The sequence below is a fragment of the Nocardia sp. GP40 genome (assembly GCF_050434125.1).
Classification (GTDB): Bacteria; Actinomycetota; Actinomycetes; order Mycobacteriales; family Mycobacteriaceae; genus Nocardia; species Nocardia albiluteola.
Window position 1 is genome coordinate 325,976 of the sequence record NZ_JBNPVW010000004.1, and the last position, 18,723, is coordinate 344,698.

The window sequence follows — 18,723 nt, forward strand, 5'->3', positions numbered from 1 at the left end:
GCGTCACGGTGGAACTTGCGGGTTGCCCACCGGATGCAGAACTTGCAGGCACATGTGTAATGGCTTAAAAGCGGACCGTAGCGTATGTAACGGTCTCCAGATGAGGGCAGGACGGCCGCCTGTAACGGGCGTATGGTCTGCAACTATTGACGGGCAGTAGTTCCACGGAATCATTTAGCGGGGCAAACGTGCAATCGGTCGGCAATCGCTCGGGCAGGCCCGATCCCAAGCGGTATCTATGGGTGCTGGGGTTGGTGGCTCCCAGCTGTGCGCTCTGGCCGTCGCAGCTGGTGCTGCACACCGGATTACGGGTGTTCTGGTGGGTCGGCCCGATCATCGTGCTCATCGTGATTCCGGTGCTGGACTGGGTGGTGGGCGAGGACGGCACCAATCCGCGCGACGAGGACTACGAGCTCCTGTCGAACGACCGGTATTACCGCTGGTGCACATATATTTTCCTGCCGATCCAGCTGATCGGTCTGGCGATCGCGGGCTACATGTGGTCCGGGGATCAGCTCAGCGTGCTCGACAAGCTGGGGCTGGCCACGACGCTGGGCCTGGTAAGCGGGATCGGTATCAACGCCGCCCACGAGCTGGGGCATCGGGTGGAGCGGGCCGAGCGGTGGCTCGCGAAGATCGCACTGGCTCAGTCGGGTTACGGCCACTTCTACGTCGAGCACAACAAGGGCCATCACGCCCGGGTGGCGACGCCGGAGGATCCGGCCAGCGCCCGGCTGGGGGAGTCGCTGTGGGAATTCCTGCCGCGCAGCGTGATCGGCGGATTCCGCTCGGCGGTGACGCTGGAGCAAGATCGCCTGCACCGCAGGGGTTTGGGCTGGTGGAGCCCGCAGAACAACGTCCTGCAGGCCTGGTCGATGACGCTGGTGCTGTATCTGGCGCTGGTGGTGGCGTTCGGGCCGACGCTGCTGCCGTACCTGTTGCTGCAGGGGGTGATCGGGGCCGGGCTGCTCGAGACGGTCAACTACGTCGAGCACTACGGACTGCTGCGGAGCAAGCGGCCCAACGGAACCTGGGCGCGCTGCTCGCCGGCGGACAGCTGGAACAGCGACCGCCTGGTCACCAACATCTTCCTGTTCCATCTGCAACGGCACAGCGATCATCACGCCAATCCGGGGCGCCGGTACCAGACGCTGCGTAGCACGCAGGAGGCGCCGCAGTTGCCCGCCGGTTACGCGAGCATGATCGTGCTGGCCCTGGTGCCGTCGGTATGGCGCCGCGTGATGGATCATCGGGTGCTGGCCCACTACGAGGGAGATGTCAGCCGGGCCAACATCGCCCCGCGCAAGCGGGGGCGGATCCTGGCCGCATACGGTGGGCGGGCAACCGCGGCATAGCGGTCCGCACCACCTTGCGTACCGTGTACGCACAATTGGTACTAGTCTCTTCTGCGTACACGCCGACCAGGAGAGGCTGATGACGACCGCAGTGAGCAGCATGATGACGGCCGACCACCGCAACGGGATCGATTACAAGGTGGCGGACCTGTCGCAGGCCGAGTTCGGCCGCAAGGAGATTCGACTGGCCGAGCACGAGATGCCCGGCCTGATGGCGTTGCGCCGGGAGTACGCGGAAGTGCAGCCACTGAAGGGTGCGCGCATCTCCGGGTCGCTGCACATGACCGTGCAGACCGCGGTGCTGATCGAGACGCTGGTCTCGCTGGGCGCACAGGTCCGGTGGGCCTCGTGCAACATCTTCTCAACCCAGGACCACGCCGCCGCCGCGGTCGTCGTCGGGCCGCACGGCACCGTCGAGGAGCCCAAGGGCGTGCCGGTGTTCGCGTGGAAGGGCGAGAGCCTCGAGGAGTACTGGTGGGCCGCGGAGCAGATGCTCACCTGGCCCGGCGAGCCCGCGAACATGATCCTCGACGACGGCGGCGACGCGACCATGCTCGTGCTGCGCGGCGCGCAGTTCGAGAAGGCCGGCGTGGTGCCGCCGCAGGACGAGGACCACTCCGCCGAGTACACCGTGTTCCTGAACCTGCTGCGCGAGCGGCTCGGAACCGACAAGTCCAAGTGGGGCGCGATCGCCGATTCGGTGCGCGGCGTCACCGAGGAGACCACCACCGGCGTGCTGCGGCTGTACCAGTTCGCCGCCGCGGGCGAGCTGGTGTTCCCGGCGATCAACGTCAACGACTCGGTCACCAAGTCCAAGTTCGACAACAAGTACGGCACCCGGCACTCGCTGATCGACGGCATCAACCGCGGCACGGACGTGCTGATCGGCGGCAAGAAGGTGCTGATCTGCGGCTACGGCGACGTCGGCAAGGGCTGCGCGGAGTCGCTCGCGGGCCAGGGCGCGCGGGTGCAGGTCACCGAGATCGACCCGATCAACGCGCTGCAGGCGCTGATGGACGGCTACGACGTCGTCACCGTCGAGCAGGCCATCGGCGAGGCCGACATCGTGGTCACCGCCACCGGCAACAAGGACATCATCGGCCTCGAGCACATGAAGGCCATGAAGGACCAGGCCATCCTGGGCAACATCGGCCACTTCGACAACGAGATCGACATGGCCGCCCTGGAGCGCTCGGGCGCGAGCCGGCTGAACATCAAGCCGCAGGTCGACCTGTGGACGTTCAAGGAGTCGGGCAAGTCGATCCTGGTGCTGTCCGAGGGCCGCCTGCTGAACCTGGGCAACGCCACCGGCCACCCCTCGTTCGTGATGTCCAACAGCTTCTCCAACCAGGTCATCGCCCAGATCGAGCTGTGGACCAAGCCACAGGAATACGACAACGAGGTCTACCGCCTGCCCAAGTACCTGGACGAGAAGGTCGCCCGCATCCACGTCGAGGCCCTCGGCGGCACCCTCACCAAGCTCACCAAGGACCAGGCCGAGTACATCGGCGTGGACGTGGAGGGCCCGTACAAGCCCGAGCACTACCGCTACTGACCTCCTGCGCCCCGCCGGATTCTCCGGCGGGGCGCAGGGACGCCGCTCGAAGTCCCGGCGGCCTCGAGGATCGACTCGTAGTCCGGCTATCGGAGGAGCGCATCTTGTCCGTACTGCTCGATTGGGCGCGGGAAGAGAACCTGCAGCCGGAACCGATCACCCTTGAGATTTGGCGGCAACTGCCGGAAGAGTTCTGCCGGTTGGTGGAGGTGGTCAACGGAGAAGCGGTCCGTGCGGAGTTGCCGCGGCGTACCCACCGGAAGGCCGCGAGGCGGATAGCGGACCTTGTGGAGTCGGCTGCCGAGGCGCACATGGACCGCTACAACGACGGCTGTCTGGACGTCGACACCACCGACAAGCTTGCCGAGTATGCGAAGGCGGGCATTCCCTGGTACTGGATCGTGTGGGTGTCCGATAGCCGGGTCACCTCGATCGAAACCTATGTGCTCGACCATGCGCTGAGCCTCTATCGTCCACATCAGAAGCATGACCGCGATGACATGGGCACCACGGTCGATGGGCCGATCGTGATCAAGCTCGACTGGAATCGGCTCGACGAGTTGACGCGCTGAGGCATTCCGCCGGGGTGGGAAATTTCTGTCGGGGGCGGGCGGTAGCCTGCTGTTCATGGGAGCGCTGGTTGCGGTGGAGGGCCTGGACGGGGCCGGTAAACGCACGCTCATCGAGGCGGTCGCCGCGGGGCTGACCACGCGCGGCCTGCGGGTGGGCACGCTGGCCTTCCCGCGGTACGGGCGGTCGGTGCATGCGGATCTGGCCGCGGAGGCGCTGCGCGGGCGGCACGGAGATCTGGCCGCCTCGGTCAACGCAATGGCGTTGCTGTTCGCGCTCGATCGCGCCGATGCCCGCGACGAGCTGTCGAAGCTGCTGGCGGACAACGACATTGTGCTGCTCGATCGCTACGTCGCCTCGAATGTCGCCTACAACGCCGCGCGGACCGACCAGTCCGCCGACGGTGAAATGGCCGCCTGGGTAGCCGAATTGGAGTTCGGGCGATTCGAATTGCCCGTGCCGGAGCTACACGTGCTGCTCGCGGTGCCCACCGAACTCGCCGCCGAGCGGGCGCGCCGCCGCGGCGAAAGCGATTCGAACAGAGCGCTGGACGCCTACGAGCGCGATCGAGAACTGCAAGAGCGCACGGCCGAGGTCTATCGTGTGATGGCCGAAGCACACTGGCGTGGTCCATGGTGGCTGCATGCACCGCATGACGATCCGGAAACTTTGACCGCGCGCCTGTCGAAATTGATTGCCCGATAGGGTTGGATGTGCGTCGGAAACGTACCAGTGTTGGCGTGGTTGCCCATTCCGAGCCGGAGAGATGACAACATAGTAGTTATGAAGCCGAAGATTCTGGTCGTCGACGATGATATGGCGCTCGCGGAGATGCTCACGATCGTCTTGCGCGGCGAGGGTTTCGATCCTCACACCGTCGGCGACGGCACGCAGGCGCTCACTGCGGTCCGGGAATTGCGCCCGGACCTGGTTTTGCTGGATCTGATGCTGCCGGGCATGAACGGCATCGATGTATGCCGCGTGCTGCGAGCCGATTCCGGCGTGCCGATTGTCATGCTCACGGCCAAGACCGACACGGTCGACGTCGTGCTGGGTTTGGAGTCCGGCGCCGACGATTACATCGTCAAGCCGTTCAAGCCGAAGGAGCTCGTCGCCCGGGTGCGCGCACGCCTGCGCCGCACCGAGGAGGAGCCCGCGGAGCTGCTGTCCATCGCCGACATCGTCATCGATGTGCCGGCGCACAAGGTCACCCGGGGCGGTCACCAGATCTCGCTGACCCCGCTCGAGTTCGACCTGCTGGTGGCGCTGGCCCGCAAGCCGCGCCAGGTGTTCACCCGCGAGGTGCTGCTGGAGCAGGTGTGGGGTTACCGGCACGCCGCCGATACCCGCCTGGTCAATGTGCACGTGCAGCGGTTGCGCGCGAAAGTCGAGAAGGATCCCGAGAACCCTGAGATCGTGCTGACCGTCCGCGGCGTGGGATACAAGGCCGGACCACCGTGAGGGAGCTTGCCACCGAACCGATGGGCGCTGCGATCCCGGTCGCGGTTCCGCCGGGCGCCGGCGGGGCGGGTGTGAGGGAGCTTGCGACCGAACTGATCGGCGCTGCGATCCCGGTCGCGGTTCCGCCGGGCGCCGGCGGGGCGGGTGTGAGGGAGCTTGCGACCGAACCGATGGGCGCTGCGATCCCGGTCGCGGTTCCGCCGAGCGCCAGCGAGGCGGGACCGTGATAGAGGCCTCCAGAGGCCGCGCTCAGCGGCTACTGGCGGCGACGGTGGCCTGGTTCAGATCGGTCGGAGAGTCGCTGGGCCACATCTGGCGGCGTTCGCTGCAGTTGCGCGTCGTCGTGTCCACGCTCACCCTGTCGTTGATCGTGATCACCATCCTCGGCGTGGTGTTGACCAGTCAGATCACCGATCGGCTGCTCGAGGCCAAGATCGCCGCTGCGACCGACGAGATGAGCCGCGCCCGCACGACCGTGGAGAATCAGCTGGTCGGGGTGCACGATTCGAGCACCCAGATCACCCGGCTGCAGGCCGCGCGCGATGCGCTGTCGACCGGCGCCGGCAGTGGTGCCCAGAGCGCCGGCGCCGCCGGCAATTTCGACTCGGCGCTGGAGATGGTCGGGGAGAACATGCAGCCGATCTCCGCCGGGCCGGTTGAGGAGGTGCCCGCCGAGCTGCGCCGCTTCGTCCAGCAGAACCAGGTCAGCTACCAGTTCGCGACGGTGTCCGATCCCGACGGCTACCACGGGTCGGTGCTCATCATCGGCAGCCCGAGCGTCGAGGTGCCCACCCTCGAGGTCTATCTGATCTTCCCGATGACCAACGAGCAGCGCAGCCTCGCGCTGATGCGCGGCACCATGTTCATCGGCGGCGCCGTGCTGCTGGTCCTGCTGGCCGCGATCACCGCGCTGGTGACCAGGCAGGTGGTGCTGCCGATTCGTTCGGCCGCGCGGATCGCCGGCCGGTTCGCCGACGGGCGCCTGAAGGAGCGGATGCTCGTCCGGGGCGAGGACGATATGGCCAGGCTGGCCATATCGTTCAACGCGATGGCCGAGAGCCTGTCGAATCAGATCACCGAGCTCGCGGAGTTCGGCAATCTGCAGCGGCGCTTCACCTCCGATGTGAGCCACGAGCTGCGTACCCCTTTGACGACCGTGCGCATGGCCGCGGACCTCATCCACGGCTCCAGCGACGATCTCGATCCGGCGCTGGCGCGCAGCGCCGAGCTGCTGGTCACCGAGCTGGACCGGTTCGAGGGACTGCTCAACGACCTGCTCGAGATCAGCCGGCACGACGCCGGGGTGGCCGAGCTGCAGGTGGAATCGCTGGACGTGCGGATGTGCGCGCGGGCGGCCATCTCCACGGTGCGGCACCTGGCCAAGGAGTCCGACGTCGAGGTGGTGGTGGACCTGCCGGAGGAGCCGCTGGTCGCCGAGGTGGATCCGCGGCGAGTCGAGCGGGTGCTGCGAAACCTGCTGGCCAACGCCATCGATCACAGCGAGGGCCTGCCGGTGCTGATCCGGATGCGCGGCGATGTGGCCGCCAACGCGGTGGCGATCGTGGTGCGCGATCAGGGCGTCGGGTTGCGCCCCGGCGAGGAGAAGCTGGTCTTCAACCGGTTCTGGCGCTCGGACCCGTCCCGGATGCGCCGCTCCGGCGGCACCGGGCTCGGGCTGTCGATCAGCGTCGAGGATGCGAACCTGCACGACGGCAAGCTCGAGGCGTGGGGCGAGCTGGGCGTGGGCGCCAGCTTCCGGCTCACGCTGCCGCTGGTGCGCGCCCGCAAAATGGGCGCCAGCCCGCTGCCGCTGGAGCCGCCGAAGCGGCGGGCCGCGCAAGCCGAGGTGCCCGCCCTGCTCGCGGCGCCCTCGGATGCCGACGACACGAGCGAGCTGGACATCGCGGCCGATGCCGTTGTGACACAGCCGGAATCGGTCGTGCTCGAGCCGGACGGGGTCATCGTCGATCCCGCGGCTCGCACCATCGAGCCGCCGCCCGTCACCGCCGAGCACGCGGCCACCGACAGCGGGCCCGACATCGATCACCGGCCGGATTCCGAGCCGCAGGACGGCACCGCGCCCGCGGCCCGCAATGGCACCACCGCAGCGGGAAAGCCGCTGCTGACGGACTCCGGAGAAGGAACGCTATGACGCGTTGCCCGAGCGTGCGTCGCCGGGGGCGCAGCCCACGCCGCGTCCCGCGCCTGTGGATGGCGTTGGGGGCGATCGTGTTTGCGGTGCTGCCGCTCGGCGGCTGCGCGAACCTGCCGGATTCCTCGGCGCCCCAGGCGCTGGGCACCATCAACCACGAACCCACCAGCACCGCCCCCGCCCAGCCCGCGCCCGGTATCGATCCGGACGTGCTGGTGCGGAACTTCCTCTCGGCCACCGCCGACCCGACCGACCGGCACCAGGCCGCACGGCTGTTCCTGTCCCCGGCCGCGGCGCTGAGCTGGGACGACACCGCCAGTACCGCGATCGTCGACGCACCCGACACGCTGCGCACCTCCCGGACGCCCACCACCGCGACGTACGAGATTCGCGGCCGCAAGCTCGGCGAGCTCGGCGCCGATGGATCGTTCCGGGCGCAGGACAGCACATACGAGGCGGTCATCCAGATGACCAAGACCGGCGGCGAGTGGCGGATCGACCAGTTGCCCCCCGGGGTCGTGGTGGACAGCTCGGCCTTCTACAAGTCCTACCGGCGGTATTCGCTGTACTTCGCCAACAGCTCGGGCACCAGTATGGTCCCCGATCTGCGCTGGATCTCCACGCCCAAGGAGCAGCTGACCCAGCGGCTGCTGTCGCTGCTGGCCGAGGGATCGCAGCACGCGCTGGCGCCCGCGGTCCGGAATCTGCTCGCCCCGCCGGTGACGCTGCGTGGCGGAATCACCAAGGCCAACGGCGAGACCGACAATGTCGGCGTCGGGCTGGGCGGGGTGATGATCGACTTCGCCGGCGCCTCGGGGCTGGAGCCGCACAACAAGGAACTGCTCGCCGCGCAGGTGGTGCTGACGCTGGCCGGCGCGGACATCCTCGGCCCGTACGACCTGCTGGCCGACGGCAAACCGCTCGACGAGCGCTTCGCCGCCAACGGCTATTCGGTGGGCGATGCCGCCGCGCTCAATCCGATGACCGACCGGCACGCCGGGATCGGCCTGCACGCGCTACGCGACGGCTCGCTGGTGGCCGTCGATCCGGACAAGGGCGAGATCGTCCCGGCGCCAGGCTATTTCGGCACCGCGCGCAACCTGCAGTCGGCGGGCATCTCGGAGGACGGTCAGGTGGTGGCCGCGGTCGCCGACAGCGGACGGCCCGCCCCGGCCCCCGCGCGCACGCTGGTCATCGGCAGCTACGACGGCACCGCGACGTTCTCGGTCGCGCAGGGCAACACGTTCACCCGGCCGTCGTGGACCTCCGACGGTGGCTCGGTGTGGACGGTGATCGATGGCAACCGGGTGATCCGGGCCGTGCACGACCATGCGACCGGCAACGTGTCGGTTCAGGACGTCGACACCTCCACGCTCACCGTGGGGCAGCCCAACAGCACCGATCCGGTCCCGCGCCTGCCCATCACCGATCTGCGGATCTCGCACGACGGCGCCCGGGCGGCGATCATCGCCGGCGGCAAGGTGTACATGGCGGTGGTGGTGCCGCATCCGGACGGGCGTTATTCGCTGGAGTCGCCGCTACCGGTCGCCGTCGACCTGAGCACCACCGCGGTATCGATCGACTGGGCCACCGCCGACATGCTGATCCTCGCGCGGGAGGGCAACGTGGATCCGGTCGAGTCCGTCTTCCTCGACGGGACCGATCTGAAGGCGGTGGCCAGTCAGAACCTGACTCCGCCGGTGCGCGTGGTGGGCGCCGGGCCCGATGCGGAATATGTTGCCGACGCACGCGCCGTGATGCAGCTCAAGTCCGCGGTTCCGGCGGCGGACGAGTTCTGGCGCGAGGTGCAGAGCCTCGGTGCCAACGCGGTGCCGGTGCTGCCGGGCTAGTCCGGTCGTAAACGATTCTGCCGAAACGGATTCGGACGGTCCGTGCCGAACCTGTCGGTGGCCGCGGGCATACTCGGCGCATGCTGCTGGATTTGATCCTGCCGCGGGAGTGCGGGGGTTGCGGGGTGCCGGGGGTCGTGTGGTGCGCCGACTGCGCGCGGAGTCTGGCCGGGCCGCCGGTGCGGGTGTCTCCGCGCACGGATCCGGGGGTGCCGTGCTGGGCGCTGGGTGGGTATCGCGGCGCCGGGCGGCGGGCGGTGGTGGCGGTCAAGGAGCGTAATCGCCGCGATCTGGCCGTGCCGCTCGGCTGGGCGCTGGCCAGGGGGCTGGACGCATTGCGCGATCCCGAGCGGGCGCTGGTGCTGGTGCCCGCGCCGAGCCGCCGCGCCGCCGCCCGCAGCCGCGGCGGCGATCCGGTCGCCCGGGTCGCCCGCATCGCGGCGAGTTGGCTGGTCGATTGCAGTGCTGTCTCCGCATTGCGAATGCAAGGCGCAGTTCGCGATTCGGTGGGGCTGGGTCCAGCGCAGCGCAGAGCCAATCTGCACGGGCGGATAACGACACCACCCGGTGGCCTGCCCGGTGCGCTCTCTGTACCAAATACCGAGGTAGTTCTGGTGGACGACGTGCTGACCACGGGTGCCACCGCCAGCGAGTCGGTCCGTGCGCTGGCCGGTGCGGGAGTAGACATTCGTGCTGTCATGGTGACTTGCGCCGCGTGACTCAGCGAAATTTGCGTGAATACTGGCGGACGAGTCGCTGGCGTAATAGCGTGGCCATCAGAGCGATCTGACACCTATCCCCAGAGGTTGGAGGTGGCGCCTCGAGCGACTTCGTGCCGAGGTTTCCGGAGTTGAGCCTCACCTCGGCACGGACTGTTACCCGCCGCGCATGACTCGAGTGCGTGGCCAGATCCGGGAGGTACGCGTGACGACTTCACGACCTTCAGTGAAAGAAGCAGATTCCACGGCCCGCTACGGCACCCTCGATGCCGTCGAGTTCGATGCAGCCGAGCAACCTGCCGCAGACCAGCCCAAGACGCCTGCTGCGGACGTCGTAGTCAAGGGACGAAACGTCGAGGTTCCCGACCACTTCCGAATTCATGTGGCGGACAAGTTATCTCGACTGGAACGCTTCGATCCGTCGATCTATCTGTTGGATGTCGAACTCTTCCACGAACGCAACCGCCGCCAACGCAAGAGTTGCCAGCGGGTGGAGATCACCGCCCGCGGCAAGGGGCCGATCGTGCGTGCGGAGGCCTGTGCCGACAGCTTCTATGCTGCCCTCGAGTCGGCAACGGAAAAGCTGGAGAGCAGGCTGCGCCGCAGCAAGGACCGCCGGCGCGTGCACTACGGCGAGAAGACGCCGGTCTCGGTGGCCGAGGCCACGGCCGACCTCGTCGACGACGCACTGATGATGGGGAACGGCGCCCTAACGCACGACCACACGTCGCAGGACCTGGAATCGGCCGACTACGCCGGTCCCGGGCACATCGTGCGGACCAAGGTGCACCCCGCCGCCCCGATGTCCGTCGACGACGCGCTCTACCAGATGGAGCTCGTCGGCCACGATTTCTTCCTCTTCCACGACCGTGAGACCGACCGACCGTCGGTGGTCTATCGTCGTCACGCCTTCGACTACGGCCTGATCCGGCTGGCGTAGTAGAACTCGAATGCGGCCGGGGTCCCTACCGGGATCCCGGCCGCGTTTTGTGGTAAACGGCAGCGCAACAACTGATTTCGTGCGTACATGGGTAACTTGCCGGGCACGGCCCACCGAGAGCGCGCCGCCTTCCGTGGGCCCGACGAGCAAGTCTCGCGGCATGCAACGGCACGCTGAAGTCCCGGGGAGGTGGGGGAGCAGTCTCGGAGAGGCGGGGGAGCCGAGCCCTAGTACCGTTCCCAGTGGACGGCCTCGGACAGCGGCCTGCGGTCGCGCCAGCCGAACCGCTCCAGGTCGGGAACCTTCTGGAACTCGCGCACGGGGCCGACGCACAGCCACGCGACGGGGCGGATGCCCGCCGGCAGCTGCATGAGCTCGGTCAGCACGGGGGAGTCGTAGAAGCTCACCCAGCCGACGCCGATGCCCTCGGCGGTCGCGGCCAGCCACAGGTTCTGGATGGCCAGAATCGTGGAGTACAGGCCCGTCTCCGGGACCGTCGCGCGGCCCAGGATCTGCGGTCCGCCGCGGCTGTCGTCGTGGGTCACAACGATGCCGGTGCCGCTCTCGGTGATGCCCTCGATCTTGATCGGATCGAAGGTGCGGGCCCGCTCGGGCGGCAGCGACGCGTGGAATTCCCTGCGCTTGTCCGCGACATGCGTGGCGAACCGGCTCAGCGTGTCCGGATCGCGCACGATGACGAAATCCCACGGCTGGGAATTGCCCACGCTGGGTGCGCGGTGCGCGGCGTCCAGAAGCCGCATCAGCGTGGCGTCATCGACGAGTTCCCCGGTGAACTCGGCTCGCACATCACGCCGCCGCCGAATCACCTCGTAGATGTTGTGCTCTTCATCCATGGGGTGCTCTGTCAACATCTACCTTCAGCCAATCGCACTGGTAACCGCAAAACATCACCAGTCAACCAGAGGGGTGCTTTCCACTGCCGAGGAACCCTCGAACTTCGCTCGTACCGTGACATGTGAGGCGCACCCCGTCCCGATCGGGAACGGGGTGCACGGGCATTGCGGCGACCCGACCCGCCCCGCAGGCATGTTCGTGGCCGCGATCGAGCGGAGTGGGCTCGGGCGCCCGAGACATGCCCGAATACCGTTGCGCCCCTTAGCCGATCGGCACCGCGCGCCGCGCCTCGGCGATGCGGCGACGGCCCTGCTTCAGGGCGGTGCGCAGGCCGCGGCGGCGGCCGGTGCTGGGATCGATCTCGGCGGTGCCACCGAAGACGCGCTCGGACTTGGTCTCCGGGGCGTCGTCGGTGCTGCGGCGCAGATACTTGTTGGGCAGCGAGAGCTTGATGATGGTGCGCCACGACTTGCCGTACTGCACCGGCAGCGAACCGGTGGTGTAGGGCAGGTCGTACTTGTCGCACAGTTCGCGCACCCGCACGGCGATGGAGGCCAGGCGGTTGCTGGGCAGATCGGGGAACAGGTGGTGCTCGATCTGGTGCGACAGATTGCCGGTCATGAAGTGCAGCAGCGGTCCGCCGGAAATGTTTGCGCTGCCGAGCATCTGGCGCAGATACCACTGGCCCTGGGTTTCGCCGTCGATATCGGCCTTGGTGAATTTCTCGGCGCCGTCGGGGAAGTGGCCGCAGAAGATCACCGCATTGGTCCAGATATTGCGGATGATGTTGGCCGTCAGATTGGCGGTCAGCGTGGTCAGGAACGACGGTCCGGTCAGCAGCGGGAAGATCACGTAGTCCTTGGCGACCTGCTTGCCGACCTTCTTCAGGACCATGCGGCGGTCTTCCTCGAACTGCATCCGCTCGGGGCTGTCGGGCGCCCACTTCTTCTTGGCAACCTTGCCGAGCTCGAGGTGCTGGATCGCGACGCCGTATTCGAAGAACATCTGCAGCAGCAGGTTGTAGACCGGCTGGCCGAGATAGAACGGCGACCAGCGCTGGTCACGGGTGACGCGCAGCAGGCCGTAGCCGATGTCGTCGTCCATGCCCAGCACGTTGGTGTACTTGTGGTGCAGGAAGTTATGGGTGATCTTCCAGTGCGCGGAGGGGCCGACGTTGTCCCATTCCCAGGCCGAGGAGTGGATTTCCGGATCGTTCATCCAGTCCCACTGGCCGTGCATGACGTTGTGGCCGATCTCCATGTTCTCGATGATCTTGGCCGTGCTCAGCAGCGCGACGCCGGCCAGCCACGCGGGCGGCAGGAAGCTGGCGAACAGGACCGCGCGGCCGCTGATCTCCAGCGCGCGCTGCAGACGGATCACATTGCGGATGTACCGGGCATCGCGCTGACCGCGGGAGGCTTCGATTTCACGCCGGATCGAATCCAGCTCGGCACCGATCGCCTCTACGTCCTCCGGGGTGAGGTGCGCGTATTCCTTGACATCCGAGATCGCCATGCCGGTTACACTACCGTAGGTTACGGCTCCGTAGGTTATCTCGGGATCGGTTCACAACTATGGTGTACGCCGCATTGTGATCGTAGCCAATATGTGCTTAGTCGGCGCGGCGCGACCGCCGCCGCCGTATCCGCCACAGCGCCCGTTCCCGCAGCGCGCGGCGGCGCAGCAGCTGCTGCTCCTCGCGCGCCCGGTCCTGAAGGGCCTGGGTGGCCTCGATGAGAGCCTGTTGCTCGGCGCGCGCCTTCTCCTGCAGGGCAAGCTTCTCGTGCCGCGCCTTCTCCCGCAATGCCACCTTGGCCTCGGCCAGGGCCGAGCGCAGGCCGCGCCGCTCGCCGGTGTCCGGATCGATGCCGGGCCAATGCGTTTCCGCCCAGTGCTCGGTGCTCGGCAGCGCGGGCAGCGACAGGCCGGCGAACATGCGCTCGGAGGAGGTCTCGGGCGCGTCGTCGGAGGTGCGGCGCAGGAACCGGTCGGGCAGGGCCAGCTTGTGGATGGTCCGGAAGGCCAGCAGATACTGCTTACCCAGCGATCCGGTGGTGTAGGGCAGATCGTATTTGTCGCACAGTTCGCGCACCTGCTCCGAGATCTCTGGGTACCGGCTGCTCGGAATGTCCGGGAACAGGTGATGTTCGATCTGATAGCAGAGATTGCCGCTCATGAAGGCCATGACCGGACCCGCCGTGAAATTGGCGCTGCCCAGCATTTGCCGTAGATACCACTCGCCGCGGGTCTCGGTCTCGAACTGTTCCTCGGTGAATTTCTCCGCGCCGTCCGGGAAATGACCGCAGAAGATCACCGCGTAGGCCCACAGGTTGCGGATCAGATTCGCCGTGGCATTGGCCTTCAGCGTCTGCTTCCACGCCGGCCCGGTGAGCGCCGGATAGATCACGAAATCCTTGACAACCTGCCGCCCGGCCTTGCGGAAGAATGCCTTGTTCGGCTCCGACAGCAGCTGCGTGGGGTCCACGTCCAGCTGCGCCTTCTCCGCCGACAGATCGTGCAGGGCGATGCCCCATTCGAAGGTCGCCGCGAGGACGAGATTGGCCAGGGGCTGAATCAGATGCACCGGCCGCCACTGCTCGTCCCGGGTCATCCGCAGGATGCCGAAGCCCAGATCCTCATCCTTGCCCAGCACGTTGGTGTAGGTGTGGTGGGAGTAGTTGTGGGCTCGCTTCCACTGCCCGGAGGTGCCCGTCATATCCCACTCCCAGGTGGTGGAGTGGATTTCCGGGTCGTTCATCCAGTCCCACTGCCCGTGGCTGATGTTGTGCCCGAGCTCCATGTTCTCGATGATCTTGGCAACTGCCAGCATGGCCGTTCCGGCCAGCCACGCGGTGCGCCGCTTACCGGCGAACAGGGTGGCGCGGCCCGCGGTCTCCAGAATGCGCTGAGCTCGGATGGACCGCCGGATGTACTTCGCGTCGTTCTCGCCCAGTGACAGCTCGACCGTGCGCCGGATGGTATCGAGCTCGTGTCCGAGCGTTTCGATATCGGCCGCGGTGAGGTGGGAGAACGCCTTGATGTCGGTGATTGCCACAGTGGTTACGGATGCCTTTGCTTCGCCCCTCGGAATGGTGCTGTTAATCGAGAGTAGCCGGTTCCGGTGTCCGGTCGCTTACGTGCCGACCACGTCTTGACGTGTCTCACACGTCGAGCGTGCAGTCACCGGCAGCCGCCGAAATGCAGGTCTGGATCTTTTCCCCGGCCTGGTGCTCGGTGCCGTTGCGCAGATCGCGGGCGTGGCCGTCGGTGAGGGCGACCACGCAGGTCTGGCAGATGCCCATCCGGCAGCCGAACGGCATCTGCACGCCCGCGTCCTCGCCGGCCTGCATCAGCGTGGTGGCGCCGTCGACCCGCACGGTGCGACCGGTGCGCGCGAAGGTGACGGTGCCGCCCTCGCCGACCGCCGAACGCTCCACCTCGAACCGCTCGATGTGCAGATTCTCACTGGAACCCGCTGCGGCCCAATGGGTTTCGATGTCGTTGAGCATGTCCAGCGGGCCGCACGCCCAGGTCTGGCGCTCGCGCCAGTCGGGGTACAGCTCGTCCAGGCTCGCCAGCGAGAACTTGCCCCGCTCGCCGGTCAGGTTCACGTGCGAGGTGAAGCTGGGGTGCCGGTCGTGCAGGGCGCGCAGCTCCTCGCCGAACATCACGTCCGCCTCGGTGCGCGCGGAGTGCACGTGCACCACGTCGGTCACCATGCCGCGGCGATCCATCGTCCGCAGCATCGCCATCACCGGCGTGATGCCGCTGCCCGCGGTGAGGAACAGCACCTTGGCCGGCGGCGGCTCGGGCAGCACGAAACCGCCCTGCGGCGCGGCCAGGCGCACGATCGTGCCCGCGGGCACGCCGTTGACAAGGTGGCTGGACAGGAACCCCTCCGGCATCGCCTTGACGGCGATGGAGATGAGCCGCTTGGCGCGATTGTCCGGATCGGTCCAGTCCGGCGGGCTGGTCAGCGAGTACGAGCGCCAGTGCCAGCGGCCCTCGATCAGGACCCCGATGCCGATGTACTGCCCCGGGGTGAACCGGAAGTCGAAACCCCAGCCGGGCTTGATCACCAGCGTGACCGAATCGGCGGTCTCCGTGCGCACATCCACGATCCGCCCGCGCAGCTCGCGCGCGGACCACAGGGGATTGACCAGATGCAGATAGTCGTCCGGGAGCAAGGGGGTGGTGACGCGCGCGGCCGCGCCGCGCAGCGCGTCGAGCCGGGTGCGGCCGGCCATCTTCGCCTCGGCGACCGGGGCCTCCAGCCATGCCCGAACGCCTTGTACCGATTTCAAGACCATCGTGCGAATGCTCATTTCCTATGATCATGCGCCGTCCGGGCGCAGCCTTCGCAGCAAGGTTACGGCATCGTAGGTTAGGGCGTACATGGTGCACTCCACAGTGAGTGTCGTGCCTGGTGGTGAGCCTTTACAGCAGTTCCAGCAGGAAGGGGAGCTCCTGCGGGGCGTACCAGGCCAGCTGGTGGTCCTCGGCGTCGCCGAGCACGAATTCGGCGTCCTCGTCGCCGATGTCGGCGGCATCGACCACGTCGACGGCCTTGGCCACCGCGGGCTCGGCCTCGGCCAGGTCGACGTGCACCGAGGCGATCTGCTTGTAGGTGACCGCGGCCGACAGGCGCACCACGGCGTCGTCGAGGTTCGGGCGCAGGGTCGCGCCTGTCACGTCGGCGGCGATCACCGCCCGCCGGTAGACCGGGCTCGAGTCGGGGCCGTCGTCGCCGGTCTCGCCGTCGCCGCCCGCCATGAACGCCGCCTCGCGGTCGTTGGCCAGCAGCCGCAGCGCCGCCCGCGCCGCCTCGATCATCGCGACCTCGGCCAATTCCTCGTCGTCACCGGAGGCGTAGGCCTCGCGCAGCGCGGGGGTCACGGCGAAGGCGAGGTCGTTGATCGCCCGGATCTCGCGATCGGCCACCAGCGTGCGCAGCATCGGGATGGTCGCCGGGATGTAGACCCGTAGCTTGTCCGAACCGGCCGCTTCATTGGATGCAGGCACCGAGCATCTCCTCCATGGATTCGTGCACCGCCGCGGACAGCACGCCGATGTCGGCCATCGCATCGCGATCGGCATTGAGACCGTAGAACACTCGCCCGTCGTAGGACGTGATTCCGACGCTCGAAGCCTGGTTGCGCAGCAGGGGCGACACCGGATACATCTCCAGCATCCGCGCGCCGCCGATGTACATCGGCTGCTGCGGACCCGGCGCATTGGTGATCACCAGATTGAACGTGTGCTCTGCGAACGTACTCGCCGCCCGCACGCTCATCGCATGCAGACTCGCCGGGGCGAAGCCCGCCATGTGCATCAGCGTGCCCGCCCGCACACCGCGCCGGTGCCGGGAATTGTCGTCGGTGGCGTGCGCGATATGCGACAGGCGCATCACCGGATTCGGCTCGCCGATCGGCAGATCGATCAGGAACGAGGTCACCTCGCTGTCGGGGCTGTGCGGGTCGTGCTCGTCGTAGGAGGCCTTCGAATCGTTCAGGTAGACCGACATCGGCACCACCGCGCGCAGCACCGCCGATTCGGTCAGCACCTCCCCGCGCGACTGGATGAAGATGCGTAGCGCGCCGGTCATGACCGCGAGGATGACGTCGTTGATCGAGCAGTCGAACCGCTTGTGGATCTTGCGGTAGTCCTCGAGGTTCGTCGCGGCCACGTCGAAGCGGCGGCTGCGGGAGGTGGGGGCGTTGAACGGGCTGTCGGGCGCGGTGGTCGTGCGGACGGCGGCGAGCATGCGCCCGGCCATCTTGCCCGCGGCGTCGGCCATGGTGAAGGCGCGGGCGCCGGTGTGCCGCAGCACCTCCAGCGCCTCGGCGGGCTGGCCGGCCAGATCGGCCACCGCCATGGCCAGCAGCTCGGCGTCGGTGGGTTCGCGCCTGGGCACCCAGGCGTCGGGCGCGATCTCCCGCGGCGTCGGGCCGGTGTCCAGGATCACGTGCCCGATCTCCAGGGCGGCGGCCCCGTCGACCAGCGCCGAATGGGTCTTGGTGAAGATCGCCCGGCGGCCGTCGGACAGGCCCTCGATCAGATACATCTCCCACAGCGGGCGGGTCTGATCGAGGGGGCGTGAGGCCAGCCGCGCGACCAGATCGAACAGCTGCTCGTCCGTGCCGGGGGCGGGCAGCGCCGAGCGTCGCACGTGATAGGTGAGGTCGAAATGGCCGTCCTGGATCCACACCGGACGGCCCAGTTCAAACGGGACCTCGCGCACCTTGCGCCGATAGTGCGGCACCAGCGGCAGGCGGCTGTGCACCAGCTCCACGAGCCGGTCGTAGTTCAGCGGCCCGGACGCGGCCGCCGAGTCGCGCACGATCGCCAGGGAGCCGATGTGCATCGGATTGCTGCTCGACTCGAGCCGGTAGTACGCCGTGTCCTGTGGTGTCAGCCTCGTGATCACGCTGCCTGTTGCCCCTTTCGACTCCTCGCGCTCCATTGTGATCTGCTCACACCCGTTCGGCGCCGGGTGCGTGACATGTCGTGAAAAATGCCGACCCGGCGACGGGTCGCGTGGCATGCTGTGCCGAGCTGCGGATGGGGCAGGGGGAGTTGGGCCCGCATCCTTAGAGCCGACTCGATGACGAAGGGGGACTTGGATGCTGGGATCTCGCCGGTCGCTGTCACATGTACCAGGCTTCGAACCGCCGCTCACGGGCGGCCCGGGTGATCGGGTGCGGTCGGGCGATCCGGCGCACCGGGCCGCGCCACCCCCGGCGAGCCAGGCCGCGCTGCCGTGCCCTCACCAGTTTGTGTCTCGGTTCGCCGACGTGGCCGCGGAAAGCGATGGTGCCGGCCCCCAGGCCCCGCGTCATCCTACGCGGCGTCGGTCGCCGCACGACGGACGCTCTACATCGTACGCCGCTGCGGATGAAACTGACTTGGCGGCAAAACGATTCGCTGAACGGTCGCTGCGGCTGGTGCTGGAGGTGGTGGACGGGCGGCGCGGCGCCGCGCAGTTACGTCGGCTTGCCGATCCGGCGATCGTGGCGGCGGTGGAGACCCTGGCCCGCACCGGCGAGGCCGACCGCAGGCTGGGCACGGCGGTGCTGGTCGCGGTGAACACCGTGCCCGCCGGGGCCGGGGCGGCGGAGGTGTTCGGCGGATACGAGCGGGGCGGGCGTCGTTTCGCGGTCGCCGCGCGCATCGCGGCGCGGCGCGGCGAGTGGAGGCTGACCGCCCTGCGCCTGCGATGAAGCTGCCCACCCCTCTAGCATGGTGACCGCATTACCATGAACCTTG

General features: G+C 67.8%; 16 protein-coding genes. 10 read left to right on the forward strand and 6 right to left on the reverse strand.

Going from position 1 to position 18,723, the window contains the following annotated elements:
• Positions 1-188: 188 nt before the first annotated feature.
• The 9 genes from ABH933_RS14645 (at position 189) to hpf (ending at position 10,602) form a co-directional block, all read left to right on the forward strand.
• Positions 189-1,355 (forward strand): alkane 1-monooxygenase, encoded by a 1,167-nt coding sequence (locus ABH933_RS14645; RefSeq protein ID WP_429422686.1) that lies wholly within the window; start codon positions 189-191, stop codon positions 1,353-1,355.
• Positions 1,356-1,434: 79 nt separating this feature from the next.
• Positions 1,435-2,910 (forward strand): adenosylhomocysteinase, encoded by a 1,476-nt coding sequence (gene ahcY, locus ABH933_RS14650; RefSeq protein WP_429422684.1) that lies wholly within the window; start codon positions 1,435-1,437, stop codon positions 2,908-2,910.
• Between the two features lie 104 nt (positions 2,911-3,014).
• On the forward strand, positions 3,015-3,482 hold the full coding sequence (locus ABH933_RS14655; RefSeq protein ID WP_429422682.1) for a hypothetical protein: 468 nt from the start codon (positions 3,015-3,017) through the stop codon (positions 3,480-3,482).
• A gap of 55 nt (positions 3,483-3,537) precedes the next feature.
• The gene (locus tag ABH933_RS14660) at positions 3,538-4,185 is read left to right on the forward strand and encodes a dTMP kinase (protein WP_429422680.1); all 648 of its coding nucleotides are present in this window, start codon (positions 3,538-3,540) and stop codon (positions 4,183-4,185) included.
• A 78-nt stretch (positions 4,186-4,263) separates the two neighbouring features.
• Entirely contained in the window at positions 4,264-4,941 is a 678-nt protein-coding gene (mtrA, locus tag ABH933_RS14665) for an MtrAB system response regulator MtrA (protein ID WP_429422678.1), read from the forward strand.
• A 223-nt stretch (positions 4,942-5,164) separates the two neighbouring features.
• Positions 5,165-7,093, forward strand: a complete 1,929-nt coding sequence (gene mtrB, locus ABH933_RS14670; protein WP_429422676.1) for an MtrAB system histidine kinase MtrB — start codon at positions 5,165-5,167, stop codon at positions 7,091-7,093.
• Complete coding sequence (gene lpqB / locus ABH933_RS14675; RefSeq protein ID WP_372452067.1) at positions 7,090-8,943, forward strand: MtrAB system accessory lipoprotein LpqB; 1,854 nt, start codon at positions 7,090-7,092, stop codon at positions 8,941-8,943. Before mtrB ends, lpqB begins: the two co-directional genes overlap by 4 nt.
• A gap of 80 nt (positions 8,944-9,023) precedes the next feature.
• Positions 9,024-9,662 (forward strand): ComF family protein, encoded by a 639-nt coding sequence (locus tag ABH933_RS14680; protein ID WP_429422674.1) that lies wholly within the window; start codon positions 9,024-9,026, stop codon positions 9,660-9,662.
• A 169-nt stretch (positions 9,663-9,831) separates the two neighbouring features.
• A complete protein-coding gene (gene hpf / locus ABH933_RS14685; protein WP_429422672.1) occupies positions 9,832-10,602 on the forward strand; it encodes a ribosome hibernation-promoting factor, HPF/YfiA family in 771 nt (256 codons plus the stop codon).
• A gap of 227 nt (positions 10,603-10,829) precedes the next feature.
• Here the strand turns inward: hpf and bluB are convergent, their stop codons facing one another.
• The 6 genes from bluB to ABH933_RS14715 form a co-directional block, all read right to left on the reverse strand.
• On the reverse strand, positions 10,830-11,456 hold the full coding sequence (gene bluB, locus ABH933_RS14690) for a 5,6-dimethylbenzimidazole synthase (RefSeq protein ID WP_429422670.1): 627 nt from the start codon (positions 11,454-11,456) through the stop codon (positions 10,830-10,832).
• 262 nt (positions 11,457-11,718) lie between these two features.
• Positions 11,719-12,972, reverse strand: a complete 1,254-nt coding sequence (locus ABH933_RS14695) for a fatty acid desaturase family protein (RefSeq protein ID WP_429422667.1) — start codon at positions 12,970-12,972, stop codon at positions 11,719-11,721.
• Positions 12,973-13,069: 97 nt separating this feature from the next.
• Positions 13,070-14,512, reverse strand: coding sequence for a fatty acid desaturase family protein (locus ABH933_RS14700; protein WP_429422665.1), 1,443 nt, complete (start codon positions 14,510-14,512; stop codon positions 13,070-13,072).
• Between the two features lie 106 nt (positions 14,513-14,618).
• A complete protein-coding gene (locus ABH933_RS14705; RefSeq protein WP_429423189.1) occupies positions 14,619-15,767 on the reverse strand; it encodes a ferredoxin reductase in 1,149 nt (382 codons plus the stop codon).
• A gap of 127 nt (positions 15,768-15,894) precedes the next feature.
• Positions 15,895-16,479 carry a DUF6912 family protein gene (locus tag ABH933_RS14710; RefSeq protein WP_429422663.1) on the reverse strand — a complete coding sequence of 195 codons (585 nt, stop codon included), beginning with the start codon at positions 16,477-16,479 and terminating at the stop codon, positions 15,895-15,897.
• Positions 16,463-17,884: a WS/DGAT/MGAT family O-acyltransferase gene (locus ABH933_RS14715; RefSeq protein ID WP_429422661.1), complete on the reverse strand. Its 1,422-nt coding sequence runs from the start codon at positions 17,882-17,884 to the stop codon at positions 16,463-16,465. The genes ABH933_RS14710 and ABH933_RS14715 overlap by 17 nt, the downstream gene beginning before the upstream one ends.
• A gap of 478 nt (positions 17,885-18,362) precedes the next feature.
• Here ABH933_RS14715 and ABH933_RS14720 point away from each other — a divergent pair, with 478 nt between their 5' ends.
• Positions 18,363-18,677, forward strand: coding sequence for an Rv3235 family protein (locus ABH933_RS14720; protein ID WP_429422659.1), 315 nt, complete (start codon positions 18,363-18,365; stop codon positions 18,675-18,677).
• The last annotated feature ends 46 nt before the right edge of the window (positions 18,678-18,723 follow it).

What these genes read in the sequence shown, in the direction of transcription:
- ABH933_RS14680 (WP_429422674.1), top strand. Translation starts at nt 9,024, where the DNA reads ATGCTGCTGGATTTGATCCTGCCGCGGGAGTGCGGGGGTTGCGGGGTG.
- ABH933_RS14660 (WP_429422680.1), top strand. Translation starts at nt 3,538, where the DNA reads ATGGGAGCGCTGGTTGCGGTGGAGGGCCTGGACGGGGCCGGTAAACGC.
- ABH933_RS14695 (WP_429422667.1), bottom strand. Translation starts at nt 12,972, where the DNA reads ATGGCGATCTCGGATGTCAAGGAATACGCGCACCTCACCCCGGAGGAC.
- lpqB (WP_372452067.1), top strand. Translation starts at nt 7,090, where the DNA reads ATGACGCGTTGCCCGAGCGTGCGTCGCCGGGGGCGCAGCCCACGCCGC.
- hpf (WP_429422672.1), top strand. Translation starts at nt 9,832, where the DNA reads ATGACTCGAGTGCGTGGCCAGATCCGGGAGGTACGCGTGACGACTTCA.
- bluB (WP_429422670.1), bottom strand. Translation starts at nt 11,456, where the DNA reads ATGGATGAAGAGCACAACATCTACGAGGTGATTCGGCGGCGGCGTGAT.
- ahcY (WP_429422684.1), top strand. Translation starts at nt 1,435, where the DNA reads ATGACGACCGCAGTGAGCAGCATGATGACGGCCGACCACCGCAACGGG.
- ABH933_RS14705 (WP_429423189.1), bottom strand. Translation starts at nt 15,767, where the DNA reads ATGGTCTTGAAATCGGTACAAGGCGTTCGGGCATGGCTGGAGGCCCCG.
- mtrA (WP_429422678.1), top strand. Translation starts at nt 4,264, where the DNA reads ATGAAGCCGAAGATTCTGGTCGTCGACGATGATATGGCGCTCGCGGAG.